This is a genomic window from Bacteroides sp., from assembly GCA_036351255.1.
Lineage (GTDB): Bacteria > Bacteroidota > Bacteroidia > Bacteroidales > UBA7960 > UBA7960.
Map to the genome: position 1 here is coordinate 75,087 of JAZBOS010000079.1, position 16,931 is coordinate 92,017.

Genomic DNA, 16,931 nt, shown 5'->3' on the forward strand with positions numbered 1-16,931 from the left:
CCCCTTGGGGATCAAACCTGACCTCATTCCTCTTATCTGGCCCTCATGATCTTCTTTTTGCGAAATGAAGGTTTCTCCATTTCACTGTCCTGGGCTTGCCCATCAGGGCGGGCAATTGTAACATCCACCCGGCGATTGCGGAAGGTGGAGTTCTTGATTGATTTCATCAGGCTTTTCACCTGCTGGCTTTCCACTTCAAAGAATGAAAATTCGCGCATCAGGTCAATACGGCCCAGGTTGATCCTTTCGCCACGGGTGCTATCGTTTACCAGGCCTATCAATTCTTTAGGATACAATCCATCGAGTTTGCCGAGGTTGATAAACAGGCGGGTGTAGCCTTCATTGTCTTCCAGCAGGGCACGGTTACGATATTTTTCGCGCCCATTGCTGCGGGTCGTGTCCTTTTCCGGAGCAGTCAGGTCTTGTGAAGAGCTGTATTCGCTGAGCATTTTTTCGAATTCAAGGCCAGCGACCCTGCGGATCAGTTCGTCCTTATCCAGTTGCTCAAGGGCATCATATACTCCCGGAACCATTTTTCGCAACTGATGGTGAGGAGCCGAAACAGTTTCCAGCTTTTTCACCCAGTGCATCATCTGGTTTGAGCAGATCTCACTTCCTGTCGGAACGGATTCCATGCTGAAGTTCACCTTCATCTTACGCTGGATTTGTGCCAGCTGAGTCCTTTCGCGCGGGGAGACCAGGGCGATGGAGATGCCTTTCTTGTGCGCCCGGCCGGTGCGGCCGCTGCGGTGTGTATAGGCTTCTATGTCATCCGGAAGGTCAAAATTAACGATATGGGTTAAGTCGTCCACATCCAGTCCACGGGCGGCCACATCTGTGGCTACCAGCAACTGAATGCTGCGCTGGCGGAATTTATTCATTACGCTGTCACGCTGTGCCTGCGAAAGGTCGCCATGCAGCGCATCGGCATTATAGCCATCGGCAATCAGCTTGGAGGCTATTTCGTGGGTATCGCGACGGGTGCGACAGAAAACAATCCCATAGATGCCGGGCTCAGCATCGGCAATACGCTTCAGGGCTTGGTATTTGTCGCGGCCATGAACGGAATAGGCAATATGCGATACATTGCCGGAACCGGCGTTGCGGGTACCAATGGTAACCTCAACAGGGATTTGCATGTATTTGCGGGCAATATTGGCTACTTCTTTGGGCATGGTGGCCGAGAAAAGCAGTGTACGGCGCTCAGCAGGCACCTGCTCGAGGATCTCAGCAATGCTTTCTTCAAAGCCCATGTTGAGCATCTCATCGGCTTCATCCAGCACCACATTGCTCACTGAATGGAGTTTTACGGCTTTGCGGCCCATCAGGTCCCATAGCCGGCCCGGGGTGGCCACGATGATGTGCACACCCTTTTTCAGGGCACGCAACTGATTCTCGATGCTTGAGCCTCCATAAACGGCCAGGATGTTCAATCCGGGGGTATGTACGGCATAACTCTGTAAGTCGGCCGTGATCTGAATGCACAGCTCACGGGTAGGACAAAGCACAAGGGCCTGCGGCTCCTTAAAGGAAATGTCAGTCATCTGCACCAGCGGCAGACCAAAAGCAGCGGTTTTACCTGTTCCGGTCTGGGCAAGGGCAATAATGTCATTCTGTTGCTCCAGCATCAGGGGAATGACTTCCTCCTGCACGGGCATAGGGTTTTCAAATCCCAGGTCCTGTATAGCATGAAGGATCCCTGGGGTCAGGTTCAAATTCTCAAATGTATTCACTAATAAAATGGTATTGGGTGTTTCCGGGTAAAGCGGATCTGTTTTCCCGGCCGGGGACTTCCCGGTGACAGAAGGACATCTGTCTCAAAAACGCTTAACTGAAATCACGGGTTAATAAGGGTGCAAAGGTAAGCTTTTAATGACTCCCTTTTACAAAACACCTGAAAATATGTCAATTAATAGAATTTTCCTAATAAAGACAATCCTTTCAGCCCCTGCGGCTGATCTCTTCCAAAGCCTTCCTGTTCAACAATATGACATCTTTTTCTTCCAGTCTTATCAGGCCTTCCTTTTCAAAGTTCTTGAGCAATTTGATGGCACTTTCGGTGGAGACACCTGCAAAATCGGAAAGGTCTTTACGGCTGAGGTTAACAAACACCGGCTGTCCTTCCTGTTGGGTTGCATCCAGGTACAGCAGGGCATCAGCCATGCGACCGTTCATCTGCTTATTGGTCAGCTTGCTGATGGCCGAATAAAGCATGGTGCTGCTCTGGCAGTAGCGACTGATGATACTGTGAGCAAAAGCCCCATTCATCTTAGCCAGGCTGGCCACTGCTTCCTTTTCAATGAGGCAGGCGGTCACCTCGTTCAGGGCGACCACTGAATAGGGATAGGTGCTGGAGCCAAAGGCGGCCGAAAGGCCCAGGAACTCACCGCTTTTCACTAAACTGATGTTATAATTGCGCTGGGCATCCCCCTCAACATAACGTTTTCCAATGCCATCGATGATAAACAATACCGTGGAAGCAAAGGCACCCTGTTTGGCCAGGGTCTCTCCCTTGTGAAATACCACCATGGTCTTACTCTCACGGGCCAGGCTCACCTCCTCAGGCAAAAGGTCACGAAAACAGGGCGCATCAAGCCCAGGGAGGGTGCAGTCTTCAGGGGTGGTATAGGTTTTCATAAAGGTTTCCTTCAAAAAATCCCTGCAAAGGTAGAACTAAATCAATAAAAAACCTGTGCCATCTCAAACCTTATGCCGGCATGATACACCCCTGACAGGCATATCATCCCCTAAATTAACCATACCTTTGCATCACAAAAATTCAAATAAAGGAACTTATAATGAAACATACAGTTGAAACCGCCTGGAAAGGGAATCTGCAATTTGATTCAGAAGTTAACGGCCATCACGTGATCCTGGATGCCATGGCTGAAGTCGGGGGCCAAAATAGCGGCGTGCGTCCCAAAGAACTTTTACTGACCTCTCTGGCAGGCTGTACAGGTATGGATGTTATTTCCATCCTGCGCAAGATGCGCCACGAACCCACCCATTTCAATATCCGGTTAGATGGAAACTTAACCGAAGAGCACCCCAAACATTACACCTCCATGCACATTACCTATGAATTTGGAGGTGATAACCTGGATATTGAAAAATTAAAAAAAGCCGTGGAACTTTCCCAGGAACGCTATTGTGGCGTTTCACACATGTTCAAACAAATCCTTGAACTGAGTTTTGACATCCGGATCATAGAAAAACCTGAATAAATTCACCTTTTAACCTCCATTCATTAAAATAAAATATCCTTCCCCTATGTCCACTGCCCTGATTATCGTCCTTGCCCTGGTTGTTCTCTTTGCAGCCTATGTTTTCTATTCTGCACAAAGAATGAAGAAGCTGGCAGCCACCCCGCAGAGTGATCAAATCCTTACCCTCACCGATCGAAACTTTCAGCAGAAAATTAATGGTGGGCTGGTATTGGTGGATTTCTGGGCCGATTGGTGTATGCCCTGTAAGGTGATGGGGCCTGTGCTCAACGATGTGGCTGAAAGCATGCAGGGGAAAGCCACCGTTGCCAAGCTCAATGTCGACCATTTCAAATCCATATCATCAAAATATGCCATCAGGAATATCCCATCACTGATCCTGTTTAAGAACGGGAAGGAAGTGGAACGCTTTGTGGGCATCAAACAAAAAGACTTCCTGATCAAGCAAATGCAAAAGCATCTGTCCTAATCAGGAAGTCCTTAACAAAGGATAAAATCTTACAGTACCTGGCTGTCAGCCTTTTTTGGTGCCAGGAATCGGTTGTATAGCAGCAAGCCAATAATGGTGGCCACGCCTATCAGACTGAAAACGATCCACAGCAGGCTGGGCCTTTGCATGTTATCGACAAAATGCACATAAAGGGTAGCTCCCAGGATACCACCGATGCCGCTGCCAATCACGCCATACAGGAATGAATAGCCCAGGTAAAGGGCTTTCTTATCGGGAGGAGCGATCAAACCCACATAGGATATAAATTTCGGGTGAGCGGTCATCTCACCAATGGAGAAGATCAGGATGCCTGCGATAAATACCCAACTGTAGGTTGAAATAGCCAGGATAGCCATACCAATTGTGCCCAGCGTAATTCCCACGATCATGGTTGGCAAGGCAGGGGTTTTCCTGACAAGCGTTGAAACCAGCAGCTGCAGCACGATGATCGCACCCGCGTTTATAACTGTCACGTGCTCTGCATCAAATTTCCAGTCCGGATTTTCAGTAAATATTCCAAGGAAGCGGTTGACAGCCTGGTTCACAGGCGTCATATCCATATACTCCTTCAGGTACCATAGCACCGTGTCAAACATCTGGAAATAGAGGATCCAGAAACCGCTGTAGATCACTATCATTGAAACAAACCGGTAATCCTTTAACACCAGAACGATACCTTTCAGCGTATCGGAAAGCGACTTGGCATTCTCAGGACGTGGGGGCTCTTTGTATATCAGCAGGTTGAGCAACAGCATTGAGCCAGTTCCTACAGCCGCCATGATAAAGATATAATGCCATCCCAGGCCCTTTAAAAATGGCACCAATAAGAGGGGAAAGAGAAATGCCCCCAGGTTGATGGACCAGTAAAAGATGCCAAAGCCCAGGCCTGAATTGCTCTCGTCGGTCACCCTGGCAATGGTGCCCGAAATGATCGGTTTGAAAAAACCGGCCCCAATGGCCATTACGATAAGGCTCAGGAATACCAGCGAATAGGATGTGGACAAACTGGTAAAGAAATATCCTGCACTCAGCATCGCAAAGGCAAAGAACAGGGTGCGGCGATAACCAAAACGGTCTGCCAGCCCGCCGGCCAGGATGGGCAGCAAATATAAAAGCGGCGTAATGGTGCTTTTTATGACGCCTACACTGGCTTTTGAAAAGCCAAGGCCCCCTTCTGCTGTCGACAATACCAGGTATACCGAGAGCACAGACATGACCCCGTAATACGATCCCCGCTCAAAAAATTCCATAACGATGACCGTCCAGAAATTCTTTGGAAAGGATTTAAAACCTCCTTTTTTCTTCTCAGGTGTTTCGCTCATTGCTTGATTGGTTTTTCTATCGTTAACAATTATTTATGGGGGCAAAAATAAAAAGGAATTTGAATTAAATCAGCAATTCATCAAAAGCCTTCGGGATAAATCCTCTCATTTCATTTTTCGGAGAACTTAAATCATTATTTATCAAGTCATTATATTTAAAATAAATATTATACCCTTGATCTTGTAAGCTCCTTAACGGCTTGGGGAGAGCATAAAAAAATAAACCTGCGCACCCGGAATCCCTTTATTAAGGAAATCAACCGGTGCGCAGGTTAATTTAATTCGGGCCTGCAGAAAGATTAATTGGTGGCTCTCTCCAGTCGCCTCATAATAGAGAAAATGAATGCAGCGGAAGCGATACAGCAAACCACGAAGATGAGCCATATTTGCCATAACTCAATTCTTTCCCAGAAGTAGCTACCTACAAACAGGAGCTTGTTACCAGTAGCTGTAGCCAGGAGCCAGCCACCCTGCATCAATCCCTGGAATCTGCTGGGGGCTACCTTTGATACAAAGGAAAGACCCATAGGACTGAGGAAGAGCTCTGCCACGGTGAGTGTCAGGTAGGTGCTTATTAGCCAGTAGGGTGATATCCTGCCCCATTCAGTAAGGTTTTGTGCTTCCACTTCACTCGGAGCAATAAGTCCTTGTGAGCCTACCAGAATAATCACAAAGCCGATGGCAGCAATGATCATTCCTATGCCTATCTTCTTGGGCGTTGAGGGCTCAGCATTCTTTTTGCGGAGGTAGGCAAAAAAGCCCATGACAGGGAATGTCAGCACCACGATAAAGAGCGGGTTGAATGACTGGAATATCTCGGGTGAAATGGGGTTCAGGGGACCAAATCCTTTTACGAAGGAATAGGTAAGGTAACCCAGGCCTGCCAGCATTACAGAACCAATAACCTTATTCCTCACTCCCTTGCCTGCAATCAGCAAATAAAGACCGGCTGCAGCACCCAGGAATGAAAGCATAGATTCGAGTTTAAAGAAAATGTTGGTGAAAGCACCAACCTCCTTCACCGTATAGTCGCGGGCAAAATAAGTGAGGGTCAATCCGTTTTGATGGAATGACATCCAGAAAAACACTACGACGATAAAGACGAGGATCAGCGACATGGTTTTGGGTAATTCCTCCTTGCTTGACATCTGGATGATCATGGCAATGAACCCAATGAAGAGGCCTATAGCCATTCCGAACAGGAAGTCCTTCATCACCAGATAAAGCAGCAAAGCTGTAATAGCCCACAGACCCAACGATACAACAATGGTTTTGATGTTCTTGGCATTAAAGAATGATACCCGTGTCCCCGTGTCTGCCTTCACCACTTTTTCCTTATTGGGAAGGTGTTTGTTGAAGATCACGTAAACGGCCAGCGAAACAAGCATTGCTATTGCCGCAATACCGAAAGCATAGTTATAGCCTTTTCCGAAGGCATCAAGGTAGTTGTTTGCAAAAAGCGAAAGCTGATCTGAGCCCGTTACAACAGATGAGGAAACCTTTGAAGCCAGGAGCTCAAAGTTAGCTATTGAACCAGCATCCGTCATCCTGCCATCCAGAAAGGCGTGACACATGGCTGGTAAGCTTCCATCGTGGAGGAAACCCTGGGTCTTCAGGAACCAATTCCTGACCCCCTGTGCAACGAAAGGAGCAAAGAAAGCCCCGATGTTGATCCCCATGTAGAAGATCATAAATGCCGTGTCGCGTATCCCATTGTACTTGGGATCGTCATACAACTGTCCGACAACAGCTTGCAAGTTACCCTTGAAAAGACCGTTACCGAAAGCAATGACGAACAAGCCAGCCACTGCAATTGACAGGGGCATGCCGGGTATGGCGATGAGCGCATAACCTGCAAACATGATGATTTGTCCGAAGAAAATAACAGTCTTATACTTGCTTGTGGCATCAGCCAGTAAACCACCAACCAGCGCCAGGGCATAAATGGCATAGTAAAACCAGCTGTAGTAGTTACCGGCATCTTGTGCCGAGAGCCCGTACTTCGCCTGGAGAAACAATACCAGAATCGCCATCATGGTATAAAAACCAAATCGTTCTCCCATGTTGGAGAAAAAGGCTACAAAAAGTCCTTTTGGATGTCCTTTAAACATTGATTACAATTTAAGTGATTAGATAGGGTTTATTATTCAGTTTTGATATGGTTCTCCATTCCCGCTTGTCATGGCTGAGCCCCCAAAATTTGAAAACAAATTCGCCAGAATAAAGGTCATTCGCCACCAGTAACGGTGGCAAATGTAAAAAGGAATTCGCCAGAAAAGTTGAAAATTTCCCCCTTGTTAATAAATTTTCGGCGGTTATTGAACTTTTTTTTATTAATTATTAATTTATTAACCTGTTTTACAATGTTTTATTAAGTTATTTTTAATCATTCTAAGTTATTGTCAAATCTGCTCCTACCAACCCTTTTAAATTTTTCAGAATTTAACCTGAAGGACTTTTTTCCAAATGGATAATTGTTGAAATTTGCCAATCAGGCTCAGCAGACTGTTTCATTTTTTTTATTCAAGCTATGATCAAAAGCATTCAGAATAAATTTAGCGAACTCTTTGGCGGCCAGGGCTCCGTTTACGCTTCACCGGGGCGTGTAAACCTGATCGGCGAACATACAGACTACAACGAAGGCTTTGTATTACCCGGAGCCATCGATAAGGCCATATATTTAGCCATCCGACCTAACGGCAGCAAGCAGGTCAATGCCTTTTCCGTCGATTACAATGAAACAGTTTCCTTTCTCCCTTCAAAGGAGAAACAAAAAGCACACTGGGCCAATTACATCCTTGGAGTGGTGATGGAATTGCAGGAAACCGGGGCTGAGACTGAGGGCTTTGACTGTGTATTTGGGGGCGACATCCCCCTTGGTGCGGGGCTTTCTTCTTCTGCGGCCCTCGAAAGCGTCTTTGCCTTTGCCCTCAATGACCTGTTCGGCCTTGGCAAGAGCCGGGCAGGACTGGCCCGCATTGGTCAGTTGGCCGAGCATCACTATGCGGGGGTGCGCTGCGGCATCATGGACCAGTTCGCCTCTCTCCACGGGCAGGCTGGCCAGCTCATCAAACTCGACTGCCGCTCGCTCGAGTTTGAACGCATCCCCTTCGATCCCCAGGCTGCCGGCTATCGTCTCGTCCTGATCGATACGATGGTTAAACACAGCCTGGCCTCTTCGGAATACAACGTGCGCAGGCAGCAATGCGAAGCAGGCGTAGCGGTGGTCAGGCAGAAACACCCTTCAGTAAACAGCCTGCGCGATATCAGCCCTGAAATGCTGAATGAAAGCAAAAGCCTGATGGAACCCATTGTGTTTCAGCGCTGCCAGTATGTCATTGAAGAAAACCTCAGGCTGCTCAGGGCCTGCGATGCCCTTCAGGAAAATGACCTGCCCACTTTCGGGCAAATGATGACGGGCTCGCACGAAGGTTTGCGCCACAAATTCGAGGTAAGCTGCGTAGAGCTCGACTTCCTGGCCGACCTGGCAACAAAAACCTCGGGCATCCTTGGCGCACGTATGATGGGCGGCGGATTCGGGGGCTGCACCATCAACCTGGTAAGTGCCGCAGCCCACGATGCCTTCATTGACGATGCCACCGGAAACTTTGAAAAGAAATTCGGCCTGAAACCCAGGGTCTATGATGTAGTGATCAGCGAGGGAGCGAGGAAGCTATAGGTTCAAGGTTGCAGACCGGGACTCCCCCTTTGGAGGGGGTTGGGGGGAGGTTGCTGGAAGTTCAAGGTTCAAAATTCCAGTTTCAGGTTCGTCCAAAATCTCAAATCAAAAATCGTTAATCGTTGATCTGAAATCAAGGACATCCCCCTTTTTCACCAGAGAAACGATAAAAACGATAAAAACGATAACTTTCTCTTTTCTACGGCTTCCCTTTTCCCCCGCTGAGAAATTATCAATATTATCAAAATTATCAATATTGTCACCTTCTCATTTTGAAGATATCTGCTTGGAGCAAGAAGATTTCACGGATTTTAACGGATTACACGGATGAGGGCGTGGGGCATGGAGCATGGGGGGTTGAATTTCAGCCGCGTAGCGGCGACCGTATGGCAGAATAATCTAGGCCACCCCTCCCGATTGTTGGTAAACCTGAGACATCATCCATTTTTGAAATTGGATATTTTGAAGATTCATCGATAATGTAAAAGGAATAAGCAGGCCAGACAATCCCCCCTCTCCTGTCTCTGGGAAAAAAGAAATTCTCATTTTGGAGGATTGACAATATTGACAATATTGACAATTTCTCAAACGCGCGAAACAGCGAAATCCTCAGAAAAGAGAACTTTACTGTTTTTATCGTTTTTATCGTTTTTATCGTTTCTCCGAAAAATCAGTGAAAGGCTGTTGGCTGTTGGCTGTTGGCTATTGGCTGTTGGCTGTTGCTATTGCTCATCTCTCATCTCTCACCTCTCACCTCTCATCTCTCACCTCTCACCTCTCACCTCTCTTCCTCCTACTCTCTTCGTACCACGCTCGTGTAAGGTTCGAGTGGATACGACCAAATTAGGTCTTTGTCCGGAATTTGCTATTGAAATCTGGCCCTTCGCAGGTCGAGGTGGTTCAGGGGGTTGTTGGTCATTCCTTCCATAGAAACGGGCACAAAGCGAACACTCTGGTCATAAAACAGGAAGACCACCGGGGCTTTCTCAATCAGGATCTGGTCCATTTCCCTGTAAAGGGCTTGCCTTAAACTATCGCTGGTGATGGCAAGGGATTGTTCGTAAAGCCTGTCGAAACGGGCATCGGTGAAGCGGGTGTAATTGGGTCCGTCGGGGGCGTGATTTTTGCTGTAGAACAGGGCCAGGTAGTTCTCGGCATCGGGGTAGTCGGCGATCCACGAGGCGCGAAACATCCTGGCCTCGCCTTTGGCCATCATCTCGCGCAGGGTGGCCGGTGGCATCACATCGATGGCCACCGCAATGCCGATCTTCGACAATTCGTGCTGGATGAACTGGCTGATGTCGAGATAATTCTGGTTGGTATGCAGGGTCAGTCGCGGCAGGCCCTGTCCGCCGGGGAAGCCGGCTTCGGCCAGCAACTGCCTGGCGCGGTCCGGATCATACGAATAACCTCCTTCATTGGTGGGGAATCCGGGCATCCCCACCGGGATAAACCCCGCGTGGGCGGGGATGCCGATGTTGTTTCGCAGGTAACGGATCATCTTCTCGCGGTCGAAGCCCAGGTTGATGGCCTGGCGGACTTTTGCCTCACGCAAGGGCCAGTCAGCGGGCAGGCTCTGCTCATCGACCAGGATACCCAGGTATTCGGTATTCAAGAAAGGCTTCGAGATCATTTTATACCGTCCGGCATAGCGGGGCTGCAGCCTGCCTTCGGGGGTCAGGATCTCGTCCTTATAGCTGGCGTCGACGCTGCTCAGGAAGTCGAGGTTTCCCTTGATGAATTCGAGGAAAGCTGTCTGACGGTCGATGATAAAGCTAATGGCAACGGCATCGAGGAATGGCAGGCGCTGATCGCCATCATATTCAAAATAATGTTCATTTTTCAGCAGCACCAGCTTCACCCCTTCTTTCCAGTACTGGAAGCGGAAAGGCCCCGTTCCGACCGGATTTTTCCTGAAATTCTCCCCATAGCACTCAATGGCTTCAAAGGGCACCACGGCCGTGTATTGCATGGTGAGCAAGCCAGCAAAGGCAGGGAAAGGCTGGCTGAGGGTAATGACCAGGGTGGTGTCGGAGGTTGCTTCAACCGCCAGGCTGCCATCAGGCAAGCGTTTCACAGGGTTCATCACCCACGTGCCCGGGGCATTCAACTGCGGGTCCATCAATCGCGAAAAGCTGTAAACAAAATCCGCAGCCACCACCTTACGCCCCTTACCTTCAGGGAAGCAGACATTGTTGTGGAAAAAAACATCACCATTCAAGCTAAAGGTATAGATCAGCCCGTCGGGCGAGACCCTATAGCTTTTGGCAATGGCAGGTTTGATGTTCAGGTTTTCATCCAGTTGCAACAGGCCGTTAAATAGCTGTGAGGTAGCCCAGATGTTGGCCTGGTTGCGTGCATAGAGCGGGTCGAGCGAGGTGATGTTGGCGGCTTCATTATAGCGAAAAACCATCCCATCCTCCTTCTCGGCGGGACTGCGGCTGCAGGAGGCAAAGATCAGCAGGAAAAGAAGAAAAAGAAGGGAATGCCTGCACAAATATTCCATCTGGGCCTGATTGAAGCATCAAAGATAATGGTAAATAAAGATATTTCAATCGTGATGGTTCAATCGCTTATAATAGCTGGCATATTGCCAGGTCCTGGGAAGAAAAAACAAAAAGAGCAAGGGATAAATCAACAGGTCGAGCAGCCACCATGGGGTCTGATATTCAATCATATCGACCAGGGCAGTTTGATGTTCACCGAGGGAAACCACGCGATGGGTATGCTGCCAGAATTTCATCCGAAAGGGCATCGTAAGACCGCGGTCGACAAACCTGTATTCCCTGGGCCCTGTCCACACGTCGCGGATAACCACCTTAAAATCGTTGAAAAGGGGCGGGCGGAACCGGATATGCACGATATCCCCCGGTTTTTGGCCATCATAGCGCACCAGGCTGGCCAGCCCAAATGGAGGCAATAAGAAACGGAAGAGCGCCTCATTGAAGCCGTCGGCAACGATGCTAAAATCTTTCCGCACCCTGGATTTTAATACGATCTTCATGCCCGGAAAACCAGAAGAGGGATGTTGCTCTGGTGCAGCAATTTTTTGGCAATGCTGGGGTTGAACAGCCTGACAAACAGGTTACGTTTGCGATTGGTCAGGGCAATTAAATCCACCTTATGTTCGCGGGTAAATTCACCAAGATCCGTAACCGGGTCCTCCCCTTTCAGCAAATGGCACTCTACCCGGATTCCGGGATTCACTTTCAGGAAATAATCTTTCAAAGCATCCATTTTTACCTGGTCCCAGGTTTCTTTGGCTTCTTTGGACATGTGCACGCAGAAGATGCGCACCTTAAAGCCTGACACAATGCCCATCAGGCGGCGAATAGCCACATAATCCGATTCGTCGAAATCGGTGGCATAAACAATGTTTCTGACGTCAGGGGTGGCGCTGAATACGGAATTTTCGGGAATTGCCAGCACGGGTACGCGTGTGCGGTCAAACAGGCGACTTACTACGGTGCCGATGATATCGCTCTGCTGATCTCCTTTCCCTTTGGTTCCCAGGACAATGATGCCGGGCTTGTAATCGCGGGCTACCTGGGCAATCTGATCTTCGGCAACTCCTTCCCGGAGGGAATACCCGATTTTAACACCCCCGAAGCCTTTCTCACGGGCTGCCTTGCGGATGTTATCAACGAACCCGAGCAGGTTCTTTCGGGCGTTGCTTTCCATTTCCCGGAGGTTGATGTCCATGTCAACCTGGATGCTGTAGGCATCTGTAATGGGTACCAAGTCAACGATTGGGGCATAATACACATGGAGTATCTTGATTTCGGCCTTCAGTCGGTCGGCCAGGTTCAGTGCATAATGACATGCATTTTCAGAATAAGCAGAAAAGTCAACCGGAACCAAGATGCGTCGTATGGAACGCAAATGTTTTTTCTCGGTTTCCTCTTGTTCAGCTTTCCATTCAGCCATCAGCCTGAGGGCTTTTTCCACCTGCGAGGCGCGAATCTGCACTTGCACCCCTTCGGAGGCTGCACCCTGTATCAGGTGTACATGCTTCAGGAAACACGCGATGCCGGCACCCTCCAGTTTGGCTTTCAGCACTTCGGCAGCGGTGTAATGATCTGTTGCTAAGGTAACCAGGCGCTCTTCCATGGCTTTGGGTTTTTTAAAACAATCTTTTTATATAGCTTTTCGCTATAAATTTACAAAAATTGCAGCCCAAACGCAAAGCAAAACGCCCTATTTTAATCCTTTCAAAGAACGGGAAAGTCCTCCCCTCCCGGTCAAAAATTTCCGGGCCTCAATATTAGAGATAAAATCAATACCAAGCAAGCCTTGAGGCGGCTTTTTTTAAACATTTGTTTTGTTTACAAAAGAATCCTTGTTTTCGATCCGTTATTTATCCTTTTTTTTACACAAAAAATAAACCTGACCAATAATTCTTAATTATTTTCTTTCCTTAATCCTTACCAAAAATATTTTTCAGACAAGAAATTGAATTTTTAACCACAATTTATTTTATTCTATCGATTTTTTTTATAACTTTCAACTTCAGAAACCGTTCTCCCCTTTCAGTCCGTTCTTTGGGCTGTTTTGTCCAGCACTCACCGGGCGCCCTCCCCGCCTTGCTGACTAGAACTTATCAAGTTTTTTTTTCAAAAAGCTGGCAAGTTCTTTAAGCCCTGAAACCTGGTTTCCGGGCATTAAAAAAAAAAAATCCAATCCATCCCCTGGTTCAGGTTTGGGGATCCATGCAGGCCTTCACTTTTCTTCTCCCTTTTCTCTAACCTGGGAATATTCTCAGAATTACAGGCCCGCCAAGGATTTAAACGTTTGTTTATCCTAAAAAGATTAGAAAATGAAACGCATCTTACTATTGTCTCTTGGCTTGGTCTATTGCCTGGCCATCCTGGCGCAGCCTTTCACGGGAAGCCAGGCAGCAAGCCAGGCTATGCCTCCTGAAAAAACGGCAAGCGTGCCAACAACCATTGACTTCCAGGGTCATTTGACCGACACGGAGGGCAATCCCCTGAACCTGAGCATCACTATGACCTTTAACCTGTATGATGTTGAAACAGGAGGCACGGCCTTGTGGTCGGAGGCGCAACTGGTGCAGATCTCCGATGGCCTGTTCCAGGTCAGGCTGGGTGCAAGCAATCCGCTGGACCCTGGACTTTTCAGCAGTGCTGACCGCTGGCTGGGCATTCAAGTGGGCGCCGAGGCCGAGATGAGCCCGCGCACCAAATTTTCGAGTGCGGGATTTGCCCTGCATGCCGAGGAAGCCGACCCCTCGTGGACAGGCAGCACCAACCCCAACGATCCCCTGGGCAGGATGGGCCGTGTGGGGATCGGCACCAACGATCCGGATGCCCTGCTGCACACCTATGGCACCGGCACCGGGCAGGGCAACGTGGTTTTCGAAGGGGCTTTCAAAACGGCAAGCCCCGGGGATCCCCCGCTATCGGGTTCGGGAACCCGCCTGATGTGGTATCCCGACAAGGCGGCCTTTCGGGCCGGAGCCATCCAGGGCAGCCAATGGGATGCTGCAAACACCGGGCTATTCTCTACGGCCATGGGACTCAGCACCACCGCCTCGGCCGATTATTCCACCGCCCTGGGCAGCAACACCTTTGCCTCCGGATCGAAATCCATTGCCGCAGGCAGTCATTCCCGGGCGAAAGGGGCATGTTCCATGGCCATGGGCGACAGCGCCGTGGCAGCGGGCGGTTTCTCCACAGCTTTCGGGCGCCACACCCTGGCCGGGGAGTTCTATTCGACGGCCATGGGCATGGAGACCAGTGCCTTGGGCAGCGGGTCAACCGCCATGGGCGGATTTACCAACGCTTCGGGAAGTTATTCCACGGCCATGGGATCGTATACCACCGCCTCGGGGGCATCCTCGGTGGCAATGGGGGCGCACACCAACGCCACGGCCCCCTCGGCCACCGCTATGGGCTATCAGACCACGGCCTCGGGAAATTACGCCACCGCCCTGGGCTCGACCACCACCGCCTCAGGCGTCTATGCCACGGCCCTGGGATTCCAGACCACTGCATCGGGTGTCGGGGCCCTGGCCATGGGGCAGAACACCACGGCGCCCTCCTATGGTGAAACCGCGGGCGGGACCTTCAACACCCTCTACACCCCGGCCGGGGTCACCTCCTGGGAGGAGGCCGACCGCCTCTTTGTCATCGGGAACGGCACCTCAGATGCCGGGAGAAGCAATGCCCTGACCATTTTGAAAAACGGCCACCTGGGCCTTGGCACGGACAGCCCGCTGGCCCTGCTGCATGCCGAAGGAATGGGCACCGGGAAAGGGAATGTAGTTTTTGTTGGTGAATATAATTTGGAAAGTCCTGCCCCCCCACCTATTTCGGGAGCTGGAACACGTTTGATGTGGTATCCCGATAAGGCTGCCTTCAGGGCCGGCTCTGTGAATGACAATCAATGGGATATGGAATCCATAGGGCCATTCTCCGTTGCTTTGGGCAGGAGAAACACGGCTTCAGGCTATGGTTCCCTTGCTACCGGCGTCAGCACCATTGCATCAGGCGACAGATCAACAGCCATTGGGGAATTTACGGTGGCTTCAGGGAATGGTTCAACAGCCATGGGAGACCAGGCAACGGCCTCAGGTTCCGTCTCAACAGCCATGGGATTCAAGACGACAGCCTCCGGAAATGCTTCAACGGCAATGGGAGACAACACCACGGCTTCAAGCAAGGCTTCCCTGGCGGTTGGAAAATACAATATTGGCGGGGGCACTCCAGGGTTATGGGTTGAAACCGACCCCCTGTTTGAAATTGGCATAGGAGATTTTGAAACGCCAGAAAATGCCCTCACCGTTTTAAAAAACGGGAATGTGGGTCTTGGCACGCACACGCCGGAGGCCCTGCTACATGCCGAAGGAATGGGTACCGGGGAAGGGAATGTGGTTTTTGTGGGCAATATTAAAGATACACCAGGTGGTCCGCCTGTGTCCGGCACAGGAACAAGGATGATGTGGTATCCTGATAAAGCAGCATTCCGGGCTGGTTTTGTTGATGGTGACCAGTGGGATCAAGGGAATATTGGAAATAATTCAAGCGCAATGGGAATTAATGCCTTAGCCTCAGGACTTTGTTCAATTGCAATGGGTGATGGAGCAGCCGCTAGGGGTGCTCATTCAACAGCAATGGGTCATAACACAACCGCTTATGCTACATCAACTGCAATGGGTTGTAGCACATTATCTAATGGTTTGTTCACCACCGCAATGGGTTATTTCACGAAATCTTCCAGCAAATATTCAACCGCCCTTGGAATTTACAACATTGGTGGCGGTAACCCCCTTGATTGGGTACAAACCGATCCTCTTTTCGAGATAGGCAATGGAACGTCAGAAGGTACCAGGAACAATGCCCTCACCGTTTTAAAAAACGGGAATGTGGGGATCGGGACGGCCACCCCTGCCTACCGGCTGGATGTTTACGGGAACAGCCGCATTCAGCTTACCAAGGGAAACGGGGCCTGGATGGCCCTGCGCACCGATGGAACCATGCTTGATTTCTCCTTTACAGGTCATCCCCTGGCCATCCAGGGCGCGGCCGACGGGGAAAACATCCTTCTGAATCCCATCAAGGCCAACAAAGTAGGGATCAGGACCTGGTCGCCCGTGTATGACCTGGATGTAAACGGAAATATCCGGGCCACCGGGAGTGTCTACTATGGCGGAACGGAAGGTACGGCCAATGGAACCCCCTATACCAAACCCGACTACGTCTTTGAAGAAAGCTATGAAACCCTCGGCCCCGACCAGGTGGAGGCATTCCTGCTCCGCGAAAAACACCTGCCCTGGATCACCTCTGCCGAACAGGAGAGACAGGAGAACGGCGGGGTGATCGATATGACCCGCATGGCCTTTGAAACCCTGGAGTCGGTCGAGAACCTGCAGCTGCAGCTGATCCGGCAGTACAAACTGGTCAGGGAACTCAAAGCCGAAAACGATGCACTCAACGCCCGCCTCGAACGCCTGGAAAGCGCGCTGGAGAGCCTGAGCGAGAGATAAGAGAGGGGAGAAGTGAGAGACTTAAGAGAATTAAGAGAAAAGAAAGTCCACGAATCCACACAAATAAAAAAACACAAATTGACGCAAAAAATCATACAAACACCTGACAACCAATAATATGAGTCTCAAACTTCAAACCCCAAAATTTGAACCTAAAACCTTAAACCCATGAAAACCCCGATCCTTTTCGCCCTTGCCCTGATCATGAGCA

11 protein-coding genes are annotated in these 16,931 nt (G+C 49.7%); 4 read left to right on the plus strand and 7 right to left on the minus strand.

The genetic code is table 11. The annotated features are described in order from the left end of the window. Nucleotides 1-32 precede the first annotated feature (32 nt). Entirely contained in the window at nucleotides 33-1,733 is a 1,701-nt protein-coding gene (locus tag V2I46_07540; GenBank protein ID MEE4177345.1) for a DEAD/DEAH box helicase, read from the minus strand. Between the two features lie 208 nt (nucleotides 1,734-1,941). Next, nucleotides 1,942-2,637, minus strand: a complete 696-nt coding sequence (locus tag V2I46_07545) for a Crp/Fnr family transcriptional regulator (GenBank protein MEE4177346.1) — start codon at nucleotides 2,635-2,637, stop codon at nucleotides 1,942-1,944. A gap of 161 nt (nucleotides 2,638-2,798) precedes the next feature. On the opposite strand from V2I46_07545, the gene V2I46_07550 reads away from it, so the two are divergent. Further along, entirely contained in the window at nucleotides 2,799-3,224 is a 426-nt protein-coding gene (locus V2I46_07550) for an OsmC family protein (protein MEE4177347.1), read from the plus strand. A 46-nt stretch (nucleotides 3,225-3,270) separates the two neighbouring features. After that, a complete protein-coding gene (gene trxA / locus V2I46_07555) occupies nucleotides 3,271-3,693 on the plus strand; it encodes a thioredoxin (GenBank protein ID MEE4177348.1) in 423 nt (140 codons plus the stop codon). A gap of 29 nt (nucleotides 3,694-3,722) precedes the next feature. On the opposite strand, the gene V2I46_07560 is transcribed toward trxA, so the two are convergent. After that, nucleotides 3,723-5,036, minus strand: a complete 1,314-nt coding sequence (locus V2I46_07560) for an MFS transporter (GenBank protein ID MEE4177349.1) — start codon at nucleotides 5,034-5,036, stop codon at nucleotides 3,723-3,725. Between the two features lie 299 nt (nucleotides 5,037-5,335). Continuing rightward, nucleotides 5,336-7,147, minus strand: a complete 1,812-nt coding sequence (locus tag V2I46_07565) for an MFS transporter (protein ID MEE4177350.1) — start codon at nucleotides 7,145-7,147, stop codon at nucleotides 5,336-5,338. 419 nt (nucleotides 7,148-7,566) lie between these two features. Between V2I46_07565 and galK the strand changes: the two genes are divergently transcribed. Beyond that, on the plus strand, nucleotides 7,567-8,715 hold the full coding sequence (gene galK / locus V2I46_07570; GenBank protein ID MEE4177351.1) for a galactokinase: 1,149 nt from the start codon (nucleotides 7,567-7,569) through the stop codon (nucleotides 8,713-8,715). 865 nt (nucleotides 8,716-9,580) lie between these two features. Here galK and V2I46_07575 read toward each other — a convergent pair. The 3 genes from V2I46_07575 to V2I46_07585 are packed head-to-tail and all read right to left on the minus strand — an operon-like array spanning nucleotide 9,581 to nucleotide 12,825. Beyond that, nucleotides 9,581-11,221, minus strand: coding sequence for an ABC transporter substrate-binding protein (locus V2I46_07575; GenBank protein ID MEE4177352.1), 1,641 nt, complete (start codon nucleotides 11,219-11,221; stop codon nucleotides 9,581-9,583). Nucleotides 11,222-11,266: 45 nt separating this feature from the next. Then, nucleotides 11,267-11,695, minus strand: a complete 429-nt coding sequence (locus V2I46_07580; protein MEE4177353.1) for a hypothetical protein — start codon at nucleotides 11,693-11,695, stop codon at nucleotides 11,267-11,269. A 20-nt stretch (nucleotides 11,696-11,715) separates the two neighbouring features. Beyond that, a complete protein-coding gene (locus V2I46_07585; protein ID MEE4177354.1) occupies nucleotides 11,716-12,825 on the minus strand; it encodes a universal stress protein in 1,110 nt (369 codons plus the stop codon). A gap of 706 nt (nucleotides 12,826-13,531) precedes the next feature. Here V2I46_07585 and V2I46_07590 point away from each other — a divergent pair. After that, nucleotides 13,532-16,720, plus strand: coding sequence for a hypothetical protein (locus tag V2I46_07590; GenBank protein ID MEE4177355.1), 3,189 nt, complete (start codon nucleotides 13,532-13,534; stop codon nucleotides 16,718-16,720). Nucleotides 16,721-16,931 lie beyond the last annotated feature (211 nt).